General features: G+C 60.4%; 18 protein-coding genes and 1 rRNA gene. 9 read left to right on the top strand and 10 right to left on the bottom strand.

What is annotated here, in order from left to right:
• Positions 1-159 precede the first annotated feature (159 nt).
• Together rrf and AMS69_RS18995 are read left to right on the top strand one after the other, a co-directional pair.
• Positions 160-282: ribosomal RNA gene (gene rrf / locus AMS69_RS19000) — 5S ribosomal RNA — on the top strand.
• Positions 283-571: 289 nt separating this feature from the next.
• Complete coding sequence (locus tag AMS69_RS18995) at positions 572-1420, top strand: hypothetical protein (protein WP_053969601.1); 849 nt, start codon at positions 572-574, stop codon at positions 1418-1420.
• A gap of 7 nt (positions 1421-1427) precedes the next feature.
• Here the strand turns inward: AMS69_RS18995 and AMS69_RS18990 are convergent, their stop codons facing one another.
• From AMS69_RS18990 to AMS69_RS18975, 4 genes are all read right to left on the bottom strand, one after another.
• Complete coding sequence (locus tag AMS69_RS18990) at positions 1428-2438, bottom strand: hypothetical protein (RefSeq protein ID WP_053969600.1); 1011 nt, start codon at positions 2436-2438, stop codon at positions 1428-1430.
• Between the two features lie 117 nt (positions 2439-2555).
• Positions 2556-3215, bottom strand: coding sequence for a cytochrome c biogenesis CcdA family protein (locus AMS69_RS18985; RefSeq protein WP_053969599.1), 660 nt, complete (start codon positions 3213-3215; stop codon positions 2556-2558).
• 1 nt (position 3216) lies between these two features.
• On the bottom strand, positions 3217-3744 hold the full coding sequence (locus tag AMS69_RS18980; RefSeq protein ID WP_053969598.1) for a TlpA family protein disulfide reductase: 528 nt from the start codon (positions 3742-3744) through the stop codon (positions 3217-3219).
• Positions 3741-4415 carry an SCO family protein gene (locus AMS69_RS18975; protein ID WP_053969597.1) on the bottom strand — a complete coding sequence of 225 codons (675 nt, stop codon included), beginning with the start codon at positions 4413-4415 and terminating at the stop codon, positions 3741-3743. Before AMS69_RS18975 ends, AMS69_RS18980 begins: the two co-directional genes overlap by 4 nt.
• Positions 4416-4858: 443 nt before the next feature.
• Here AMS69_RS18975 and fmdA point away from each other — a divergent pair, with 443 nt between their 5' ends.
• Both fmdA and AMS69_RS18965 read left to right on the top strand, forming a co-directional pair.
• Positions 4859-6130 carry a formamidase gene (gene fmdA / locus AMS69_RS18970; RefSeq protein ID WP_053969596.1) on the top strand — a complete coding sequence of 424 codons (1272 nt, stop codon included), beginning with the start codon at positions 4859-4861 and terminating at the stop codon, positions 6128-6130.
• Between the two features lie 34 nt (positions 6131-6164).
• A complete protein-coding gene (locus tag AMS69_RS18965) occupies positions 6165-7781 on the top strand; it encodes a TCP-1/cpn60 chaperonin family protein (RefSeq protein ID WP_053969595.1) in 1617 nt (538 codons plus the stop codon).
• Positions 7782-7842: 61 nt separating this feature from the next.
• On the opposite strand, the gene AMS69_RS18960 is transcribed toward AMS69_RS18965, so the two are convergent.
• Positions 7843-8577 carry a universal stress protein gene (locus AMS69_RS18960; protein WP_053969594.1) on the bottom strand — a complete coding sequence of 245 codons (735 nt, stop codon included), beginning with the start codon at positions 8575-8577 and terminating at the stop codon, positions 7843-7845.
• A 2-nt stretch (positions 8578-8579) separates the two neighbouring features.
• Positions 8580-10010 (bottom strand): APC family permease, encoded by a 1431-nt coding sequence (locus AMS69_RS18955; RefSeq protein WP_053969593.1) that lies wholly within the window; start codon positions 10008-10010, stop codon positions 8580-8582.
• Between the two features lie 253 nt (positions 10011-10263).
• On the opposite strand from AMS69_RS18955, the gene AMS69_RS18950 reads away from it, so the two are divergent.
• Positions 10264-10962: an SDR family NAD(P)-dependent oxidoreductase gene (locus AMS69_RS18950; RefSeq protein ID WP_077067846.1), complete on the top strand. Its 699-nt coding sequence runs from the start codon at positions 10264-10266 to the stop codon at positions 10960-10962.
• 403 nt (positions 10963-11365) lie between these two features.
• Here AMS69_RS18950 and AMS69_RS18945 read toward each other — a convergent pair whose 3' ends face one another.
• The gene (locus AMS69_RS18945) at positions 11366-12574 is read right to left on the bottom strand and encodes a PQQ-dependent sugar dehydrogenase (protein ID WP_053969592.1); all 1209 of its coding nucleotides are present in this window, start codon (positions 12572-12574) and stop codon (positions 11366-11368) included.
• 152 nt (positions 12575-12726) lie between these two features.
• On the opposite strand from AMS69_RS18945, the gene AMS69_RS18940 reads away from it, so the two are divergent.
• Positions 12727-13401, top strand: coding sequence for a ribonuclease HI family protein (locus tag AMS69_RS18940; protein ID WP_053969591.1), 675 nt, complete (start codon positions 12727-12729; stop codon positions 13399-13401).
• Between the two features lie 118 nt (positions 13402-13519).
• Entirely contained in the window at positions 13520-14587 is a 1068-nt protein-coding gene (locus tag AMS69_RS18935) for an NAD(P)/FAD-dependent oxidoreductase (protein ID WP_053969590.1), read from the top strand.
• 57 nt (positions 14588-14644) lie between these two features.
• Here AMS69_RS18935 and AMS69_RS18930 read toward each other — a convergent pair whose 3' ends face one another.
• Positions 14645-15043, bottom strand: a complete 399-nt coding sequence (locus AMS69_RS18930) for a ribbon-helix-helix domain-containing protein (RefSeq protein WP_053969589.1) — start codon at positions 15041-15043, stop codon at positions 14645-14647.
• Between the two features lie 319 nt (positions 15044-15362).
• Here AMS69_RS18930 and AMS69_RS18925 point away from each other — a divergent pair, with 319 nt between their 5' ends.
• Together AMS69_RS18925 and AMS69_RS18920 are read left to right on the top strand one after the other, a co-directional pair.
• Positions 15363-16718 carry a sulfatase gene (locus tag AMS69_RS18925; RefSeq protein WP_053969588.1) on the top strand — a complete coding sequence of 452 codons (1356 nt, stop codon included), beginning with the start codon at positions 15363-15365 and terminating at the stop codon, positions 16716-16718.
• A gap of 119 nt (positions 16719-16837) precedes the next feature.
• Entirely contained in the window at positions 16838-17272 is a 435-nt protein-coding gene (locus tag AMS69_RS18920; protein WP_053969587.1) for a universal stress protein, read from the top strand.
• A 74-nt stretch (positions 17273-17346) separates the two neighbouring features.
• Here AMS69_RS18920 and AMS69_RS18915 read toward each other — a convergent pair whose 3' ends face one another.
• The gene (locus tag AMS69_RS18915; RefSeq protein WP_053969586.1) at positions 17347-19260 is read right to left on the bottom strand and encodes a methyl-accepting chemotaxis protein; all 1914 of its coding nucleotides are present in this window, start codon (positions 19258-19260) and stop codon (positions 17347-17349) included.
• A 452-nt stretch (positions 19261-19712) separates the two neighbouring features.
• A partial coding sequence (locus AMS69_RS18910) for a transposase (RefSeq protein WP_155120012.1) occupies positions 19713-20150 on the bottom strand: 438 nt, incomplete at its 5' end.

The following is a 20150-nucleotide window of genomic DNA, read 5'->3' as shown; positions in this document are numbered from 1 at the left end:
ATTGGCAGTATATGACTGTGATAGATTATGTAATAATTCCTGATACTTGCCTGAAGATAGCATCGGTGTCACCTGTGTACTGTTGAGCGGCTGAACTGTTTCGGATAGTTCTCGTCTCCGATTAGCTACTCTTATAACTGTGGCTGCCAGAGGGATTGTATAGGCGGCCACAGCGGTGGGGTTGCCTCCCGTACCCATCCCGAACACGGAAGATAAGCCCACCAGCGTTCCGGGGAGTACTGGAGTGCGCGAGCCTCTGGGAAACGCGGTTCGCCGCCACCATTCATATCTGTTAATTGCTACTGACTAGCGGCGCGGTTTTATCTAGCCCGGCGTGGCAGCCACTGGATTCATCAAGCGCTGAGACAGACAGTTGACATTAAAGTGTTCCCGTCCACATTGTTACGCTGTCCCTGTCGGTGCTGAGGACACCGAGCGGTCGGTCGCGGCTCGGAGTAGGCAGCACAGAGCACGCTCTTCCACGACCGAGACGTGGGTTGATCCGATGTAACGGACAAAGTCTGGTTTGACTCTTGGGCACTTAGTTACCGACGCTGGTTTTCGACCCAGTATGGATCAGCGCTATGTCAGTGGCCTTACTGTCGTACTCGTAGTGGTCGGTGTCGCGGCGTTTGCTTTCACGAGCCTCTGGCCTCCACAGATGCTCGCATCCGACTCCGGTCAGGCATACCCTGCAGGGGCGGGGCCGGATCACATCAACTTCTCGGCACTTGAGGTACACGGCATGAACGTATCGCACACACCGCAGACACACTGGGACTCGTATGCTATCGTCCACACCGAGCCACCCGACCGGCGGCTCGTGGAGGGTGATTACTACATCAATTCCACCACAGGCGAGATACTCGCCGACCGGTGGCACAACGCTACAGTCTATCGGAACGGAACGACGTACGCGGTCATCCAGCGGGCCGACGGTATCCCGAATGAACACCAGCGAGAGCAACTGCAGTCCGATAGCGCGTATGTGTACGATAACACTACTGACGCGTATTACCGGTACGACCCGCGGTACGGACAGATTGCGCCCACAAATATCGGCCGACACACAGAGATGCTCAAAGCATACACATGGACGGCCATCAACAGGACGACTCACCATTCGGTCCCTGTAATTACGTACCGGCTCTCGGGCGAGCGCGACACCGCTACTACTCTCTCACCCCCTCTCAACGGCACGCTCCAGCTCGGGGTCCAGGATGGGATTATCTACGCGTTCGATATCACGCTCGACGGAGACGGGCGTGAGTATCGGTATACGTACGATGTACGTCCCGAAACCTTCCCGGACCACAGGTGGGTCGACACAGCCCGGGAGGTCGCTTCTGAGAACGCGACCGAGAGTACCGCCCGTCGACACTCTTCAAGGTCCGTGACTTCGCGGAGTTCCGGCCAGTGACGGGCAATCACGGGGTCACAATCAGGCTGAACCGATATACTGTGCCCTCGTATTCGGCGACGACGCCCCGGAAGTCGACTCGGTCGTCGTAACTGTCTATTGGCTGGAGGTCCTCAGCAATGCCGAGCGCGTCCAAAACCTCCGCAAGTCTGTCGGAGGGCGGTGCGCCCTCTTCGTAGCGGCGAGGCTCCTCGCTGATTGCGTCGTCGATTACGCCACGAGCGGATTCCGAGAGGTCGCGCGAGCGAAAATCTAGGTCCAGAATCGCCGTTCGTGCGTACTCCTGGAACGCTTCGCGATCATTCGTGATTTCGTCGATAGTGTACGTCCACTCCGGGACGGTTACCGTCCGCTGTTCCGTGACGGGGCGAAAATATTCGTCCTCGTACTCGACGTAATCGAAGGGCGGCGATGGGACGAGATCACTGGCTTCGGCGTCAAGGTGGTGGTGATACTCGACGGCCTGCAGGTTTTCGAATTGCGGCTCGCCGAGAAACCCATCGTTGCCCGCGTAGACCGCGTCGAGCGCTGCTTCAAGGACGCGTTTGTCCTGTGTCGAGCGGTCGAAGGGGGTGCGTTCGACCGTGGCGTCGTCTGGTGGTGTCTCGTCAGTCCGTGTGACCGCGAAATGCCAGCGTTCCCGTTCGAGATGCTGTTCCTCGCTGATTTGGACGTGATAAAAGATCCCGTCCTGCCGGAGAAACGTTGGGCGTGGTCGCGTGTCTTTGCCCCACCGATCTCGTCCGACGAGTGGCCACTGTTGGACGGTGACACTGCCGGTGTCGAACAGTTCGGACGTATACTGCTGTTTCGTCTCTGCGGTAAAGTCGACTCTGGTGGTCGCATCAATTGCGGTCGGGTCGGGCCAGAGATACGGCCGCCCGACTGACGAGAGGTCATGTTCGCTGGCGATGAGCGCGTAGTTGTCGAGACTGCCGGGATTGAGACAACCGCCGGTCGCGGTGATTACCCCGGACGCGCCGATAAGTCGGAGGGCGTGGCGGCGGGAACAGCGCATTGCTGTGCCGAAGTAGTCAATATACCGATAAATCGCTTGTGGTGTAAATCTGCGTGCCTCCGTGCGAATGCCACGCGAGTCCTCGTTGGAGAGGGGTCAGTCGCCACTGGAGTGGACCTACACCACGCCGAGTTCGAACACTGCGAGGTAAATCTGCCCGCCTCCGGCGAGTATCATCACGACGGCTGCGATCTGGTGTATCCGTTGCAGGTACGTGCCGACGGTGTGCCAGATGCCGATGCCAACGCCCGCGAGGAGCGTCACGCCGACAAGGGGAAGGGCAACGCCGAGCGCGTACACCGTCAGGGCGAGAGCGCTCGCGTGGACTGGCAGTGCAAGCGCCTGGGTGACGACGCCGAAGAACAGCGGCACGACACAGCCGGCTGCGGCGATTGCATACACAGCCCCAAACACGCCGAATCCAGTTACGGACGCCGGTCGCTGTGGCAGCGGGACGCGGAGTTCGGGCTCGCGGTTCAGGAGCATCGCAACGCCGAACGTGACCAGACCGAGTCCGATCACCGGTTCGAGCATCGGGAGTGCGTTCTTCAGTGGCTGCCCGAGCGCGAGGACAAGTAGCGCAACGAGGGTGAGCGCGACAAGTGCTCCGCCAGCAGCGGCAGTTGCAGGTGGCAGCATGCCGACATCTCCCTCGCTCTCACGCATGTAGTATCCGACGTACCCCGGGAGAAGTGGGAACGCACACGGGGCGAAGAACGTCGCGACGCCGGCGCTCGCGGCGAACACAAGTGTCCCAAGTACAGCAACCCCAGTCATCTTACGCCAGCGCGTCGAGTTCGTCTCGAAGCGTTTCTTCAGCGGCAAGCCCGCTGTGGCTGAACTGGACGGTCCCGCGTTCGTCAGTAATCGCGATGTACGGAAGTCCGTCTGCCCCGAACGCAGCCAGCAATTCGCTTCCGGGGTCCAGTCCGACAGTCCAGGCACCGCCGTTGCGATTCCACCACTCGCTGATGTCAGCCCTCGTCAAAGTCTCGCTCGGCCGCTCGTTCGTTACTGAGACGAATGACACGTCGGTGTACTCGGGTCGAATCGCGTCGAGAATTTCTAGCTGGTCGTCACAGGGCGCACACCACGTGGCGAACAGGTCGACCACTGTGACGGTTCCCGGCGTCGGCACGGGTGTCTCGCCTGCTGACGAACCGCGCGCATCGAGGGTTTCCACCCGGACCGGAAGCTGTTCCGTGTCCCGCGGCTGGATACTCGACAGGCCATTCTGGGAAACCCACAGGCTTCCCCCTGTGAGACAGAGCCCAGTCAGCGCGGCAATGACCTGCCGGCGGTTCACGCGGTTCTCACCGCCTTCAGGTCAGCAATGATCGTTTCCTCGTCCGGTGACTTTGAGCGATACGCACGCTCAACGAACCCATCAGCGTTGACCAGTAGCGTCAGTGCCGTATGTGTGAACATGTACATATCCATGTCCTCGGGTTCAGTTCGCTGGAACATGACTCCGAACTGGTCCTGTATGACAGCCTTCGCCCGCTGTTTCGACGCCGGTCGAAGGAATTGCCAGCTTTCGCTATCGGCGTCGACGTTCATCTTGTCGGCGTACGCTCCAAGTCGTTCTGCGGTATCACGGGCGGGGTCAAACGTCATCGGGAGGAGCGTGACCGCATCCGCGTAGCCGTTGTTCTGTGCGTGGCTCTGGATGTTTCGCTGCGTCGAGATGAGAACCGGACACACAGTCTGGCAGTGGCTGTAAAAAAACGTGAGGAGAGTCGGCGTTTCAATATCTCGCAACCGGATCTCGCGTGATTCGGTCGGTGTGGCGACACGTACGTCTGGGATCTGTTCACCCCATGCGGGATACGGAACGTCGCTGCTCTCGAACTCCCGGTCGGGTTCTTCGAGGACGACATCAGGGTTCGAGTCGCCGAAGCTACCGCCGAGACACCCGGAGACTCCGACAATTGTTCCAACCGCACCCGTCGATTTGAGAACCGTCCGTCGGCGCATACACGGTGCTTGTGCCCTCGAATATTTGGAGAATCTGGTGTGACTCTCGTAAACAGCCGTTCGCCGGCGTTCGTATGAACGCTGGTTGTGAGTGTCTATCGATGCTGCAGAGTTCCCAGTCTGCGACTGGTTTCACAATCCGACTGGGTTTCGATGATTCTGCGTGCTCAATAGGCCCGTATACCAGCTATATGATGCGTGATAACTGTGGTGAGATACTCTACACTCAGAGTAGGCCAACATATAATATAATCAAAACTAACCGGACAAATAATCGGGATTTTTATATGGCGCATGTACACTTATAACCCCTATCTATACAGATATGTAGTGGCCTAGTGAAAATTCGTATTTGGATACTGTTGACTGTCGTCTGAAACTGTACGTTCTAAACGTCAACCAGCCGAACACTTATGTGTAATCTATCCGATACTGTAGCCGTAATGCCAGAAACGAAGTTCGAGGTAGATGTCGACAGTGCGCCAGATGAACAGCCGGGCGCGAACCCGTTCAACCGGTGGCACCCGGACATCCCGGCGGTCGTCGAAGCGGACCCCGGCGAGAGCATGCGACTGGAGGCCCTGGACTGGACCGGCGGACAGATAACCGACAATGACGACGCCAACGAGGTCCGGGACGTGGACCTCTCGCAGGTCCACTACCTCGCGGGTCCCGTACACGTAAACGGTGCCGAGCCGGGCGACCTGCTGAAAGTCGAGTTCCACGACATGGGACCGCTCAATGACCGGTCGGAGTTCGGCTTCACCGGCACGTTCTCCCAGCAAAACGGCGGCGGCTTCCTGACCGACCACTTTCCCAAGGCGGCCAAGTCCATCTGGGACATCGACGGCTACACTGTCTCCTCGCGCCATATCCCCGATGTCGAGTACGAGGGGAAGATCCACCCCGGCCTCGCAGGATGTGCCCCCAGCGAAGAACTGCTGGAAGCGTGGAACGAGCGCGAACAGGAACTCATCGACAAACACGCGGAGGACCCCGAATCGATACCGAACCATCCGACCGGCGAGTCAGAGCCCGGCGTGGCGAACCCACCGACGCCCGACGGTGCATTGATGGGCGAGATGGACCCCGACGAGGCCGAGGAGGCAGCGGAGGTCGCGGCCCGGACCGTCCCGCCCCGCGAACACGGCGGGAACCACGACATCAAAGACCTCTCCATCGGTTCGACGGTGTACTTCCCAGTCTACGTCGAGGGCGCGAAGTTCGGCATCGGCGACTTCCACGCCTCGCAGGGCGACGGCGAGATATCCTTCTGTGGCGCAATCGAGATGGCCGCCTACGTCGATCTCGAATTCGACCTCGTGAAAGACGGGATGGAGAAGTTCGGCGTCGACCACCCGATCTTCGAGCCGGGCCACCGCGGCCCGAACTTCGAGGACTACGTCACCTTCTGTGGCTACTCAGTCACGGAGGACGGCGAGCAGAAGTACATCGACTCCCACACCGCCTACCGGCGGGCGTGCTTGCAGGCCATCGACTACCTCAAGCAGTTCGGCTACACCGGCCAGCAGGCGCTGCACATCCTCGGCACTGTCCCGGTCGAGGGCCGCCAGAGCGGCGTCGTGGACGTACCGAACGCCTGCTCGACGCTGGCGCTCCCGACGGGCGCGTTCGAGTTCGATGCGTCCCCAGAGGGCATCGAGCACAATAGCGCTGACCGCGGTGACATCTGTGTCACTGACGACCCGCTGTAATGAGGGCTAAAGACAACACGGGCTGTCGACACTGATGTTGGGAGAGACGACCGCTGACGACGGCACTGACGAGCCGAACAACACACAGACCGCCGCAGGCGAACTTGCCGACGCGGTCCGAACGACGCTCGGGCCCAGCGGGCTGGACAAGATGGTCGTCGGCGAGAACGGAACGGTCATTGTCACGAACGACGGGTCGAAAATCATCGAGTGGATGGATATCACGCATCCTGTCGGTCAGCTGGTCGAGCAGGCCGCCGCTGCGCAGGACAGTGCCGTCGGGGACGGGGCGACCACAGTCGTCGTGCTGATCGGCGCACTTCTCGAAGAGGCCGCAACGCTTCGTTCGGACGGGCTGCATCCGACGACAATCATCGACGGCTACGGCAGGGCTGCCGAGACTGCTATTGACCACCTTGCGCAGTACGAACGGAGCCTCCACAGCCGGCACGACGACCGGCTGGCACAGATTGCAAAGACCGCCGTCACGGGACGATGGGACGACGCCTCGACCGAGCGGTTCGGCGAACTGGCCCTAACTGCGCTGCAGGCGGTCGAGTTCGACACATCGAGGCTGACGCTCAAGTCCTATCCCGGCGGCGAACTCCGTGAGTCCGTCTGTCTCGATGGGGTGGTGGTCGACCTGGAGACGTCATCGACATCGCTCGACACCCTCAGTCACCCAGGCACTCAGACGCACGCCGAGCCCGCCATCGCGATGGTCGACGCCGAAATCGGTATCGAGGAACCGAGCCACATCGAGTCGGTGACGCTGCAAGACACGACACAGCGGAGCGAATTGCAGGCCCACGAACAGGACCGGAGAACGGAACTCGTAGCGCAGGTGGTGCAGTCAGGTGCGACCGTCCTGTTCTGTCAGAAATCCATCGACGAAGCGGTCAGGACAGCGCTCGTCCAGCGAGGTGTGCTCCCCGTCGAGCGGACTCGGCGGGACGAGTTTGATGTCATTGCCCGAGCGACAGGGAGCACGCCAGTGCTGTCCGTCGACGAGCTTACTGCGGACACTACTGGCACTGTTGCGTCGGTCACGCAGCGTACCGTGGGGACCACCCAGACGCTCACGCTACAGGGCTGTCCCGAAGAACAACGAGCAACACTACTGCTCCGTGGCGGCACGCCACACGTTGCAGGCGAGGTCCGCCGCATCGCGGCAGACTGTATCGACGTTACTCGTGTCACACTTGACGACGGCGCGTTCGTGCCGGGTGGAGGTGCGGTGCCGACCGCGCTGGCAATGGACCTCGCCGCCCTGTCCAGTGGCATACCGGACCGGACACAGCTCGTCTTCGATGGGTTCGGAACCGCGCTGGAAGCACTCCCGCGGACACTGGCGACGAACGCGGGCACGGACCCACTGAACACGCTGGCGACGATACAACAGCGACACGACTCCGGCTCAGAGACGGTCGGTGTCGGCCCCGATGGTCATCCCCAGGATATGATTGCAGCAGGTGTTCTGGAACCAGCAACGGTGTTCACGAGTGCACTGCAGCGAGCAGTCGCCGTCGTGACGCAGATCCTTCGAGTCGATGACATCGTGCGGACCAGCCCAGACAAGCGCGGAACCGACAGTGAACACGACCACTCCCACGCGGCGACAGGTGGGTATCCGTGGGCAGTAGGGCACTGAGGGCACGACAGGAGGACAGACACACAACTATTCAGCCGACCGGATGCTGAATCAGGGTGAGTTACCCATCTTCGTCCGCTGAAGCGCGCTCTCGCTGGACCACGAACACCGGCCCGAGAAACCGGTTGGCGACCTGCGTGGCTGGCATCCCGAACACGAACGTCGCCAGCGACGGGTCGGTTTCTCCCATCACGACCGTGTCAAACGACTTAGCCACGTCTACAATTGCATCAAGGGGGTTCCGGTCGCGGTCAATCCGTGTCTCGATAGTTGACGGATCCATCCCGAACTCCACCAGACGCTCCGTGATTCCACTGAGGAGGGTCTGGACATCGTCGTCCGTCGTGTCTGCGGCCGCAACGTGATACAACGTCACGTCGGCGTCCATCGCCCCGAACACACTCGCGACGACGCGGGCGAGCCGGTCGACACCGACGGCCCCGCGGACTGGGACCAGTACGTCTTCGACTGGTCCCGTGGCGTTCGGAACAAGAACGGCCATGCAGTCGTGTTCGGCAATCATGCGGTCGATGGTTTTCTGGCCGTCGTGGGTGAACACCAGTCGACGTTCGACGGTGGCCCCCGCACCTTCGAACATTTCCTCGTACTCATCGAGCCGTTCCGTGGCCCGGTCCTCGAACTGCAACCGCGCCTGTCCGGGCGCAGTCTGCTCCGGGATGACGTGATACCCCACCAGGACGACGTGCGAATGGGCGAGCAGTTCGGGGACACCCTCCGGGACCGATTCCCCCTCGAGAACGCGAATCGGGACGAGTATCGATTGTCGGTCCGTCATACTCAGAGATCTCCTTTGAGTGTCACGTCCCCAGCGTAATAACGGTACCAGAGGTACGAGGCGAGCATGACCACGATGCCGATGCCGATTGACGCTGGCTGCATAAAGGCGATCAGTCCGAAACTCGCGATCGCACCGACGGCCGGAACCACCGGATAGGCCGGCACTCGATAGCTGGGTGAGTACCAATCTGGATTGCGACGGCGCAACACGATCAGCGCAACGCACATCAGCCCGTACATGATCAGATGGAGGAACGAGGCGACTTCGGCGAGGAGTTCGACCCGGCCAGTCGCGACGAGGACGAGTATCGGTCCGCCAGCAGCGAGCAACGCGACGTGCGGTGTGCCGTACCGGAGATTGACCTTGCTCGCCTTTCTGGGGAGCAATGCATCGCGGCTCAGCGCGTAGACCGCCCGCGAAGCACTGAGAATCGACGCGTTCGCGCTGGAAAACGTCGCCAACAGTCCGGCACCAAGTATTGCGACCGCCCCGGGCAGCCCGAGGAAGTCACGGGCGACTTCGACCATCGCTGTCTCCCCGAACTCTCCCAGTCGTTCAGCGCCGAACGCACTGGTCGCGACGAAGATTGTGACAACGTAAAAGAGGGTGACGATCAGAACCGAGCCCACCATCGCCAGTGGGAGATTCCGACCCGGCTGTTTGATTTCGCCCGCGACAGTGGCGACCTGAGCGAACCCCAGATACGACGTGAACACGAGTGCAGCGGTCGTCAACACCGGGAAGTACCCCCTGGAGAAGAACTGCTCCGGAACGGTGCCGCCACCGAACACACCCACGGCATCGAGAACACCGTAGGAGAGAAACACTGTAAGCACCACGAGGAGGACCCCCACGACCACGTTCTGGAGCTTTGCCGTATTTTCCGTGCCACCGATACTCAGTGCCGTCAGGACAGCCCCAAACAGCAGCCCGATACCGATGACCGGGCTAACCGGGAGCGCAATATTGAGTTCAGCGAACACGGCGCTCGCGTAGTGACCGAGTCCGACCAGATAGAACGCCGAGGCGAACATCAGTCCGAGCCACAGCCCGAGCCCCACTATCGCGCCATACGCCGTCCCCATACTCCGCGAGATGAAGTAGTACCCGCCACCGCTCCGTGGCATCGCCGTGGCGAGTTCGGAGGTCGGAAGCGCCACGAGCAACGCGATCAGCCCACCGATTGCGAACGAGAGCGTCGCTGCCAGTCCAGCGCTGGCGGCCGCTAGCCCTGGAAAGACGAAGATACCGGCCCCGATCATCGTCCCAATCCCGATTGCCAGCCCGCCGATTAGCCCGATAGTCCGTTCGAGTTCAACGTCGTCGTCATGGAGGATTGCGTCGTCGGTAACGGTTTCCGGCTCCGCGGCGGGTGCCTCACCAGCGACGTTCTCGCCTCCTGGGCCGACATCAACAGGCTGTTCAGGCATATGACAGAATATTCCCACCGATCTGATAAAACCGCCGGCAGGATGCGTAGCCGACTCGCCGGCGATAGCGTCGAGTGAAATTCGGTTCTCCAAGACTCCGTACACAGGGAAGCCTAGCCACTAGTCCGAGGGTGGCTGCTGGCATAGTGAGGTTCCCCTTTCCGCGGAATTTTCCCTCATACTTTTGACGTTTCCCGCCATACATCGACAAGTGGTAGCAATTCAGCCGGAGCTAGACGGGCGTACTGCTCTCGTGACGGGGTCTGCAAAGCGGGTCGGCCGTGAGATACTCCTTGAGTTAGCGGCTGCCGGTGCCGATGTCGCCGTGCACTACCGGACGAGCGAAGAAGCAGCGGCGGAGACGGCAGCCAGCGCACGGGATCACGGTGTCGAGGCAACCACGGTAGCAGGCGACGTAACGGAGCCCGACGCTGTTGATTCGCTGTTCTCGGACTGTGAGTCGGAACTAGGTGATATCGATATCTTGGTCAACGCAGTTGGTCCGCTCCCACAGGGGCGGTGGGACGAACTGTCCCTCGATGAGTGGAGAACTGCTGTTGAGGGGTGTCTATTCTCGACGTATCTGTGTTCGCAGCGAGCGCTCCCGCCGATGCGGGCGACCGGCTGGGGACGGATTATCAACTTCGGCGTGGCGGACGCGCGCGATGACCGAGCCGTGCCGATGAATTTTCCGTACTTCGCAGCGAAAAAGGCAGTCCTGCAGTTCACGCGAACAGTGGCATATGATACGCAGGACGACGGGATTACAGTCAACGCCGTGTCGCCCTTCGCGGTCGAGAACACTGTCGTGGATGTCTCAGAGTACCCCCGTGGACGACCGGCCACATTCGAGGACGTTGCGGCACCCATTCTGTTTTTCTGTAGCGACGCGGCTGACTACATTTCCGGCCAGAACGTGGCTGTCGACGGTGGTCGACTACAGGAAGCGTGACCGGGCAGCCACCAATCGGTGTAAGCTCATAGCAGATATCGGTACGGCGAGAGTCTGACAATCACGACAGTCCCTACTGGTCGTCGCAGGATTTCCGAGGTCAAGCGCTGTCAGCGGCGTCCGGCTCATCGCTATCCTGCCGGGCGAGTACGATGCCGGCGATGAAACACACAGCTCCCAGCCCGTACAAGCCATAGCTCAATGGTGCCGAAACGAGGAACCCTGCGACTATCAGTACTCCGAACGCGGCATGCAGAATCGCAGTCTGATTCACAGCCAGTTTAGCGGGTTCAGAAGCAAAAATGGCGCGATCCGGGATCGCTAACCGGGTATAATCGATGCGGGTTCGGTTCGGCTTATGAGACGGGGACGGTCCAGACCAGTTGTCGCCGACGCACCTGATTCAGGCGGGGCGGAGTCGAACAATCGGTGCGTCCGGTGAGTCAATGGCCGCGAGAATGTATCCGGTATCGGGCTCGACTGCGACATCACGGATTCGCCACCCTCGGTCGGCAAGGAGCGGCGTCGCTTCCTCTACCGTTCGCCCAGCAACAGTGAACCGGGCGAGGTACTGCGACGCCAGCCCACCGACGAGCAAGTCGCCGGTCCACTCGGAGAAGGCATCGCCGGTGTAGAAAGTCGTGCCGCTGGGCGGGAACCCTCCTGACCCACACTCCCACGAATACACCGGGGCAATGACATCGTCGCGCTCCGCGTGGCTAACGCCGATTGGCTCGCCGCTGCCGTAGGTACAGCCCTCGTCGGCGACCGGCCAGCCGTAGTTACCGCCCCGTTCGACGATGTTGATTTCGTCGCCGTCCTGTTCGCCGAACTCGGCCTGCCATATAGCGCCGGTGTCAGGATGAACGGTCATTCCCTGTGCGTTGCGGTGGCCGTAGCTGAATATCGAATCGACTGCATTCGGATCGTCAGTGAACGGGTTCGTATCGGGAATCCCGCCCGAGGGGGTCAGTCGAAGCGTCGTCCCGAGTTCGTTCGTCCGGTCCTGTGCGACGTGGTCGGGGCCGAAGTCCTTGAACTGTCTGTCGCCGACAGTCATGTACACCAGGCCGTCAGGGCCGAACACGACGCGGGACCCGAAATGGCCGTCGGAGTCGACGAACGGCTCGGCGACGTGCAGTTGTTCGAACGTCTCGAAGTGCGCGTCAGCCACGTTCAGGCGACCACGGCCTAAATGGGTGGCCGACTCACCGCTGTCATTGGCCCCCGAATATGTCAGGTAGACCCAAGACGGGTCCGGAAAGTCGGGATGGAGCGCTGTATCCAGCATCCCGCCCTGTCCGCTCGCGTACACCGACGGTGCGTTACTGACCGGTGTGGTCGTGCCGTCCGCCGGGTCGACCAGCACCACGCGACCAACGCGTTCTGTGACCAACAGCCGTGAGCCGTCAGGCAGCGGCGTGACGCTCCATGGCGCTTCGAGTCCGTCGGCGACGGTCTCGACGGCCACACCAGTCGCCCCGTTGTCTCCCTGTCCGGTATCCGTCGCTGTCGTGCCGTCCCCTTGCTGGCCGTTACTGGGGGCACTACAGCCAGTCACTGTGCCCGCGACCGCAAGCCCGCTCGCAGTAAGGAACGCTCGTCTGTCCATTGTAGCCACGGCTACGGTCTCAGCGCTGTTAACTGCGGTCCTGACTCCGGGGAAAATGCTCGCTCAACAGCCAGTACTTACGATACGCCGCTGGCCATCTCGGGCCTGTCACAGCCAAGTACCTTTTACCCGTCCGCGGCTACGCGCTATTGATGGACCGTCACGATACGACGGCGAGTGATAGAGAGCGTCTCCCGGCGGAGACACTCTCGCCGCTGGCGACGCGGGTCGACGAGCTGCTTGCACTGTATCGATATGAACTCACCCCTGCTATCGATGCAATCAATGGTGCCGTAGCTGGCTACGGTGGCCTATTCGATCCGGCGACATCCGCTGCGGAGATACGGACTGCAGTCGACGAACTTCTCGAATCGGGCTCGCCCCCAGCACAGCAGGCCGCGACTGATGCCGACGCGTCACGGGTCGTCCTCTATGTGGACGGCAGCGCACACAGTAACGGGCCGGCCGGAGCCGGAGCGGTGATTCAGGCGGACGAGACACCGATTGCCCGGCTCGGCCGACCGGTCGGTTCCCGGACAAACAACAACGTCGCCGAATACGCCGCACTCCATCTCGGCCTGCAGGCGCTGGCTGCGCGGTGTGACCCCGAATCAGTCGAGGTACGCATCGATTCGATGACCGTCATCAACCATATCTGGGGCAACAGCGAAAGCACCGTGAAAGCGACTCCGTACAGCACCGCAATCACGGACCATCTGTCGGCACTGCCCGCACACGAGTGGACGCATCTGGCTGACAGTGATCCGAATCCGGCCGATGCACAGGCGACAGTCGGGGCCGACATCGCAGCCCTTGGCCCCGGATGAGTGAGGTGCCAGCGAGCCTGTCGTTGCGCCACTCAGAGCGTGACTCGCCAGCGCTAAATTGCCGCGTCGGTCGCCGCCGTTCTGCTGTTTTTATTGCTTGAGCACGTACGATATGGTGATGTATACTGACGGGCAGTACGATTACGATGTCGCCGTGGTCGGCGGTGGCCCGGCCGGGCTGACGAGCGCGCTATACACCACCCGACTGGGGATGGATACGGTTGTTATCAACCGCGGTGGGGGCCGCGCTGCGATGATGACCGACACGCACAACGTCATTGGCGTCACCGAGGACGTTTCGGGCAACGAGTTCCTGGAGACGGCCCGCGAGCAGGTCCAGGACTACGGCGGAACCTACGAGCGGGGCTTCGTCGAGTCGGTGGACTCACTCGCCGACGAGGACGGTTTCACCGTGACGACGAGCGACGACGAACTGACTGTCAAGCGAGTCGTACTGGCGACCGGGTTCGCCGACGAGCGGCCGGACCCCCCGCTGCCACGGACCGGGAAGGGACTACACTGGTGTCTCCACTGTGACGCGTTCATGTTCGTCGGCGAACCGGTGTTCGTCATGGGCACCGGCGAGTCCGCGGCTCACGTCGCGATGATTATGCTGAACTACACCGACGACGTGGACATCCTGACTCGCGGCGAGGACCCCGAGTGGAGCGACGAGACGCAGACGATGCTCGACAATCACCCGGTCGAGATTGTCGAGACGGAGATGTCCGGGAAGCAGACCGACGACAACGGCTGGCTATCGGCCTACGAATTCGAAGACGGAAGCGTTCGAGAGTACAAGGGCGGCTTCCCGATGCTGGGGTCGGACTATCACGCGGCACTGGCCGATGAACTGGGGCTTGAGAGAAACGATGACGGGACGGTCGCTGTCGACGACCACGGCGAGACCAGTGTCTCCGGCGTCTACGCCGTGGGTGACCTCGCCCCGGGCCACAACCAGATCCCGGTCGCTATGGGTGAGGGCGCGGACGCGGGCATCGCTATCCACAAGGACCTCAGGAAGTACCCGCGTTCAGTCGACGACATCGATTCCGAGGGGGCAGTCGAAGAGACAGAGGTGCCTGCCGTCTCCGAAGAGCTGTTCGCGACGGCGCTGGCCCACGAGGGCCACGCCGCCGGGCCACGCTCGGAGAGAACGCCAGAGGCCCGCGCTGACGACGACTGACGCTCCGGAGACTACTCAATCAAATACGGGGAGGCAACTGCGTCTCAGATCTGGACCCTATTCGTCGCCGGTTTCGCGCTGTCGATAGGATTCAAGCAAGTCGTCGAGGAGCAAGCAGCGAGGGTCAGTAACGGGGTAGGCAGTGTCGATGTACTCCTCTGCCGTCTCGATGTCACCGCGGATTGCGAACTGGCGGACGCGCGCAGCGTTCTCGTAGAAGTTCTCGTTGATCTCCGGCGACATCTCGGCCCGACTGGAGACCGGCTGGTGCTGGAAGACCTCTTTCTGGAGTTCGTCGAAATCAACCATCTCGGGTTCGTAGTCCTCGATTTCCGATAGGACGTACTCGACGGCGAAGCGCTGAAACTCGGACTTGTTCGAGAAGACACCCTCTTCGACCATCTCCTCGACGCAGTCCATCACCGCTTCGGGAAACCGGACCGTTGATTTGACCACGTATTACTCATCAGACTGTCGACCCATATAAAATATACTCCCGCGGGGTCTGGGACACTGTCTGTTGATTGTTTATGTGTCGCCTATTTGATGGTAAACTCCCGTAGCGCAGAACGTTTAGCGGTGACGAGTGCTGGCGAAGTAGGCAGTGACCCCTGTACTCACTGGTACAAAATCAGTCCTGCCGGGTGGCACGGAAGCACCCGGTTCTGTACGGCGGTCCTCTCCCATGGACGTGTCGACACGGGTCACCAGTACGACAGTAAGAATCCCGATTACAGAACATACTTTTGCCGTGGAGACCTTCTAAAGCCTGACAATGGGTCGGCCAAACGTATTACTCGTCGTTCTCGACTGCGTACGCGCGGCGAACACCTCGCTGTTAGGTCATCGACGCAGGACCACACCCTTCCTCGAAGCGTTCGCTCGTGAGGCGACGGTGTACACGCAGGCACGGACGACCGCGAGCTGGTCGCTGCCGGCCCATACGAGCCTCTTCACCGGCGTTCCGTCCGAGGGCCACACACTCCGGATAACCGAACGGCTGGAACCCGGCCAGACTATCTTTGATTTCCTCCACGACGAAGGCTACGAGACCGGTGTCTTCACCGAGAACCCGTATCTCACGGTGCATCCGTCCGGACTCAGCGACAGCTTCGAGACAGTCGTTACAGAGCGCCCCGATTCGACAGCCGTTGACGACCCATCTGAGACCCGCAACGGTGTCGACGGGTTCTGGTACGCTGACAGGCTGATGGAGTGGACTGACGAACAACCGGAGCCCTGGGCTGCGTGTCTGAATCTGATGGACGCGCACATGCCGTACGCGACGCGGGACGCCTACGATGCGTGGGGCACGGAGTTTTACTGGGCGATGCACGACGAACTCCCGATCAAGTGGGAGTGGAGCGTCTACGGGGAGCAACTCCCGGCGGGCGTCGGACAACTGCTCGAACCGCTGTACGACGGGGCGATTCGACAGACCGATGCCATTCTGGAGCGGGTCATCGGTGCTCTGGAGGCGAGAGGGGTTCTGGACGATACGCTCGTCGTCATCACGTCGGACCACGGCGACGGGTTCGGGGAGCCGCCACAGGCAGCTACTGAGCCACCGGCCGTTATGCACGGCATGGGCACACAGGAGGAACTGTTTCACGTTCCACTGGTCGTCAGCGGACCGGGGCAGACCGAGGGGCGGCGGATCGAGTCCCTGGCGACGTTGGCGCGATTTCCCGACGCCGTGCTGGCTGCCTTCGACGGCGAAGCGGACGACTCCGGGTTGTTCGTCGCACCAAACGGGCAGACGACTGCGTATCAGGCACCACCGACCGGGCAGACGGCGGAGTACGCCGAACAGTACACCGACGAACCGGACCGATTCCGACAGTCTGCGTCGCTCGTGTACCAAGACGGACCCGGCGACACCGTCTACAAGCGCGCAGCGTGGGGGGATGACGAGTACGAATCGGTCGTGCATGGTCGGCGGTCCGAGCCCAGCGACGGGACCCCTATCGACCGCCCGCCGGCCGACGTTGTCGCTGACTCCGCAGAGCACAGTGAGTCACTCGACATTACTGCACTCGCTGCCGGAGAAGACGAAATGGCCGAATACGACATCGATGGCTTTGACGACATAGACGTCAAGTCGCGGTTGGAGCGACTCGGCTATCTGTGACTGGGTGCAAACGGGACCGGGCCACACAGCAGCATCACCGCTCGCGCTATCGCGACCGTAGTTCGGACGCCTGGGTAGAACCGAAAGGGATGTTTGTGACAACTTGATTTGTACGAACGATGTATAGCGATATTCTCGTTCCAACGGATGGAAGTGCGTCAATGAAACAGGTACTGGAACACACACTCGATATTGCCGACGGACGGGACGTTACCGTCCACGCGCTGTATGTCATCGACGACCGGGCGTTCCTGTCGATGGCCGACGAGATGCAGGACGAAGTGCTTGAGAACATGCGAGCGGAGGGCGAAGCGGCCACATCGGCCGTCCGAGAGACGCTGGAACAGGACGGAATCGAAGTCTCGACAGCGATTCAGCGGGGCAAACCAGCGGACCGCATTGTGTCGTATGTTTCCGACGCCGACATTGACCTGATCACGATGGGAACGCAGGCAGACGAATACGAAAAGAATATGCTCGGGAGCACAGCACAGAAGGTCGTCACAAAGTCGTCCGTGCCGGTCCTGACTGTGGACGTTTCCGAGTCAGAGTAAGTGCGCGTTTCGCCAGTGGCCACAAACTGTAGGAGTTGGTGCAGACGGAAACTGGAAATTTGGAGAAACTCTGGCTACTGTGCCTGAGCAGCGTCGGTGCTGACAGTGAATGACCCGACCAGCGTTTCGAGCTGCTGTGCCTGCTCAGACAGCGACTCCATCCGGTTGCTCACTTCAGTGATAGCGGCAGTTTGTTCTTCGACCGTCGCGGACACGGATTCCGTTTCATCGGCAGACTCGACACTGATCTCCGCCACCTCATCGATCATCGACACAACACCTTCACTGGTCGCTGCCTGGCTATCAGTCGTGTCGCTGATTTCCTGAACGCCGGTATCGGTTTCCGCCGCGTTCTCAGCAACCCGCTCGAACGCAGTGACGGACCGCTCGACGGCTTCGATCTCTTTTTCGACTAGCTCGCTCGCCCGTTCGACCTGACCGACAACAGTGCCGGTCTGGTCCTGAATGTTTTCGATTCGGGTTCGAATATTGCCTGCAGACTCCTGTGTCTCGTCGGCCAGTGTCTTGACCTCGTCAGCCACAACAGCGAAGCCATCGCCTGCATCTCCCGTCTCGGAGTTCCCCGCGCGGGCCGCTTCGATGTTCGCGTTCAGCGCCAGCATGTTCGTCTGTTCCGCAATGTCAGAGATGAAGTCCACTATCGTCGCAATCTCCGTCATCTGGTCGTCGAGTTCGGTCACTGTCGTCACGGTTTCATCGATCGACGCCTTGACGTCTTGGGCATCAGTTAACGTGTCTTCGGCGAGTGATTGCCCATCAGTCGCGATTGTTGCGGTGTCGGCAGAGGTCTGTGCGACTTCATCAGCCGATGCAGCAATCTCCTCCACCGCCGCTGAAAAGTTCGAGACCTCGGCGCTCGCCTCTTCGACCATTCCCCGCTGTTCATCAGCGCCGGCAGCGATCTGTTGGATAGAACCGCTCACACCGTCGCTCGCCGTTGCGACCTCCCGCAGTGCTGAATCGGACTCCGTGACCTGCCTATCGACGGCAGCTGCGAACGACTGAATCTCGCCGAGCGTCGCTTCGAGTTCGTCCGCCATACCGTTGAACGCGATGCCGATTTCAGCCATCGAGTCGTTCATACTGTCCGAATCGACGCGTGTTGTGAAGTCGCCGTCTGCCACTTCCTCCATCGCGTCTTTGTACGTCTGGGCCTTCAGTTCGAGATGGCTGTTGAGCGCGGCGACCTCTTCACGCTCCTGCTCGGCCTCGTCTCTGAGGCGTTGCGCTTCCTCGCGCTGCTGTTCGATTTCGGCCCGCTCTTCTTCGAGGTTATCGATCTTGTTCGCGCGTTTACGGGCGCGCTCAATCTCCGTCTGTGCCTTCTGTCGAGACTTCTCGATAGAACTCAGGTGAATTGTCAGTGCGATAGCCAGCATTGCGGCGAAACCACCGTGGACAGCGCCCCAGGCGATGGGGTTCAGTTGCGCTGCCGTGTGGTTGTAGACCGACGTGGGGTCAATGATGCCGAAGATGATGTGGCTCGCGATGACGTACGCGATGCCAATGCCGAACGGAATCCAGTCTTCATAGACCGCGGCAATGCCGATTGCGATGAAGAAGTGGAAGTGCGCTTCAATGTACCCGCCGCTGAAGTGCACGAGCGTGCCGGTACAGAACGCGAGGGCTGTGACCGCGAGCACAGTTCGCACTCGACGGCCTAGTTGCGGAAGGGCTGCAGCGAACGCAAACCCAGCAATGATACCGATCTGAAGAAACACCCGTCCGGTCGGCACAGCGGGGATGGTTGCGCCGATGATCGGACTCTGTGCCGTCTCGATAAGTCCCAGAGCGAGCAGGAACGGAATGTGCGCAAGGACTGTGATGATGAAATATTTGTGGCGGCGTTGCCACGTCTCGTCGGGGATTGAACTCCCATTCGGGATGGTCGAGAGGAAACCACCATCGCCAGCGGCGGTGTCTTTGTCCCCGATGTTTCCAGCACCTGTCAAGTTACTATTTGCCATGCCTTCAGAAAGCGCTCAGAAATAATAGTCCTGTGTATGAAATTATCAAATTTGATGGTTTCATGCCGGACAGCGTACCAATATGCACTATTAGTCACTGCAAATATGGGCGCTATGACAACGATGAGTCATACACCGACAGTAGTCCGACAAAAGGGAAGCAGGTTGCCGGAAGTAAGGTGAGAAACCGGCGTGTAAGTCACTATGAGTGTCGTTATCCCCGACAACAGTTCTGTATTTCGGCACACTAGCAGACTGGGAGAGGAACTGATTGTTTGGCCGGGTGGCAAATCCTACAGGCACCGCAGTCAAACAAACTATCCCCTCTGTACTAACCTGATATCAGTTTTGATGAGAGGTTGCTGATGTGGTCTCAAAATGAACCGGGCGTATTTGGGTGGGACGATTTACTGGCCGTTTACTAATCAATTCGTAATCGTATTCGTCTTTAGCTAAGACTCACACCTCGGTTGTGTAGCGGTAGCGAGCGTCTCTTGTAAGATCGGTCGTTGTTGGTGGATTTTCTGGGCATCTTCGATTAGCCGCTCCAACAACGGCGGTGGCGAGTAACCGAGGTACTCACCGAGTTCGTGAAGGATGAGCTGGGCGTGCGACCGGAAGGTCGCCGCCCAGCGTTCCGGCGGAAACACGATCTCATCGTCGGCCTGCTCAGTGACCAGATCCAACAACTCACGACTCACCAGCAGTGACAGCAACGCTGCGTACAGTAGAATCTTCACGACATCAGGGTTGTTCGTGTCGAATTCGTCCAGTTCGTACTGCGTCTTCAACTCACGGAACAACGTTTCTACTTCCCATCGACACCGATACAGCGTCGCTAGATCCGCCGGGAGAAACTCCTCTCTCGGTAGATTCGTGATGTATAGGTG

Origin of the sequence: Haloarcula rubripromontorii (assembly GCF_001280425.1) — an archaeon.
In the GTDB taxonomy this organism is placed as follows: domain Archaea; phylum Halobacteriota; class Halobacteria; order Halobacteriales; family Haloarculaceae; genus Haloarcula; species Haloarcula rubripromontorii.
The sequence above is the reverse complement of the archived record's forward strand: the minus strand, read 5'-3'. Positions and strand labels throughout refer to the sequence as shown.

What these genes read in the sequence shown, in the direction of transcription:
- AMS69_RS18995 (WP_053969601.1), top strand. Translation starts at nt 572, where the DNA reads ATGGATCAGCGCTATGTCAGTGGCCTTACTGTCGTACTCGTAGTGGTC.
- AMS69_RS18990 (WP_053969600.1), bottom strand. Translation starts at nt 2,438, where the DNA reads ATGCGCTGTTCCCGCCGCCACGCCCTCCGACTTATCGGCGCGTCCGGG.
- AMS69_RS18985 (WP_053969599.1), bottom strand. Translation starts at nt 3,215, where the DNA reads ATGACTGGGGTTGCTGTACTTGGGACACTTGTGTTCGCCGCGAGCGCC.
- AMS69_RS18975 (WP_053969597.1), bottom strand. Translation starts at nt 4,415, where the DNA reads ATGCGCCGACGGACGGTTCTCAAATCGACGGGTGCGGTTGGAACAATT.
- fmdA (WP_053969596.1), top strand. Translation starts at nt 4,859, where the DNA reads ATGCCAGAAACGAAGTTCGAGGTAGATGTCGACAGTGCGCCAGATGAA.
- AMS69_RS18965 (WP_053969595.1), top strand. Translation starts at nt 6,165, where the DNA reads ATGTTGGGAGAGACGACCGCTGACGACGGCACTGACGAGCCGAACAAC.
- AMS69_RS18960 (WP_053969594.1), bottom strand. Translation starts at nt 8,577, where the DNA reads ATGACGGACCGACAATCGATACTCGTCCCGATTCGCGTTCTCGAGGGG.
- AMS69_RS18955 (WP_053969593.1), bottom strand. Translation starts at nt 10,010, where the DNA reads ATGCCTGAACAGCCTGTTGATGTCGGCCCAGGAGGCGAGAACGTCGCT.
- AMS69_RS18945 (WP_053969592.1), bottom strand. Translation starts at nt 12,574, where the DNA reads ATGGACAGACGAGCGTTCCTTACTGCGAGCGGGCTTGCGGTCGCGGGC.
- AMS69_RS18940 (WP_053969591.1), top strand. Translation starts at nt 12,727, where the DNA reads ATGGACCGTCACGATACGACGGCGAGTGATAGAGAGCGTCTCCCGGCG.
- AMS69_RS18935 (WP_053969590.1), top strand. Translation starts at nt 13,520, where the DNA reads ATGTATACTGACGGGCAGTACGATTACGATGTCGCCGTGGTCGGCGGT.
- AMS69_RS18925 (WP_053969588.1), top strand. Translation starts at nt 15,363, where the DNA reads ATGGGTCGGCCAAACGTATTACTCGTCGTTCTCGACTGCGTACGCGCG.
- AMS69_RS18920 (WP_053969587.1), top strand. Translation starts at nt 16,838, where the DNA reads ATGTATAGCGATATTCTCGTTCCAACGGATGGAAGTGCGTCAATGAAA.
- AMS69_RS18915 (WP_053969586.1), bottom strand. Translation starts at nt 19,260, where the DNA reads ATGGCAAATAGTAACTTGACAGGTGCTGGAAACATCGGGGACAAAGAC.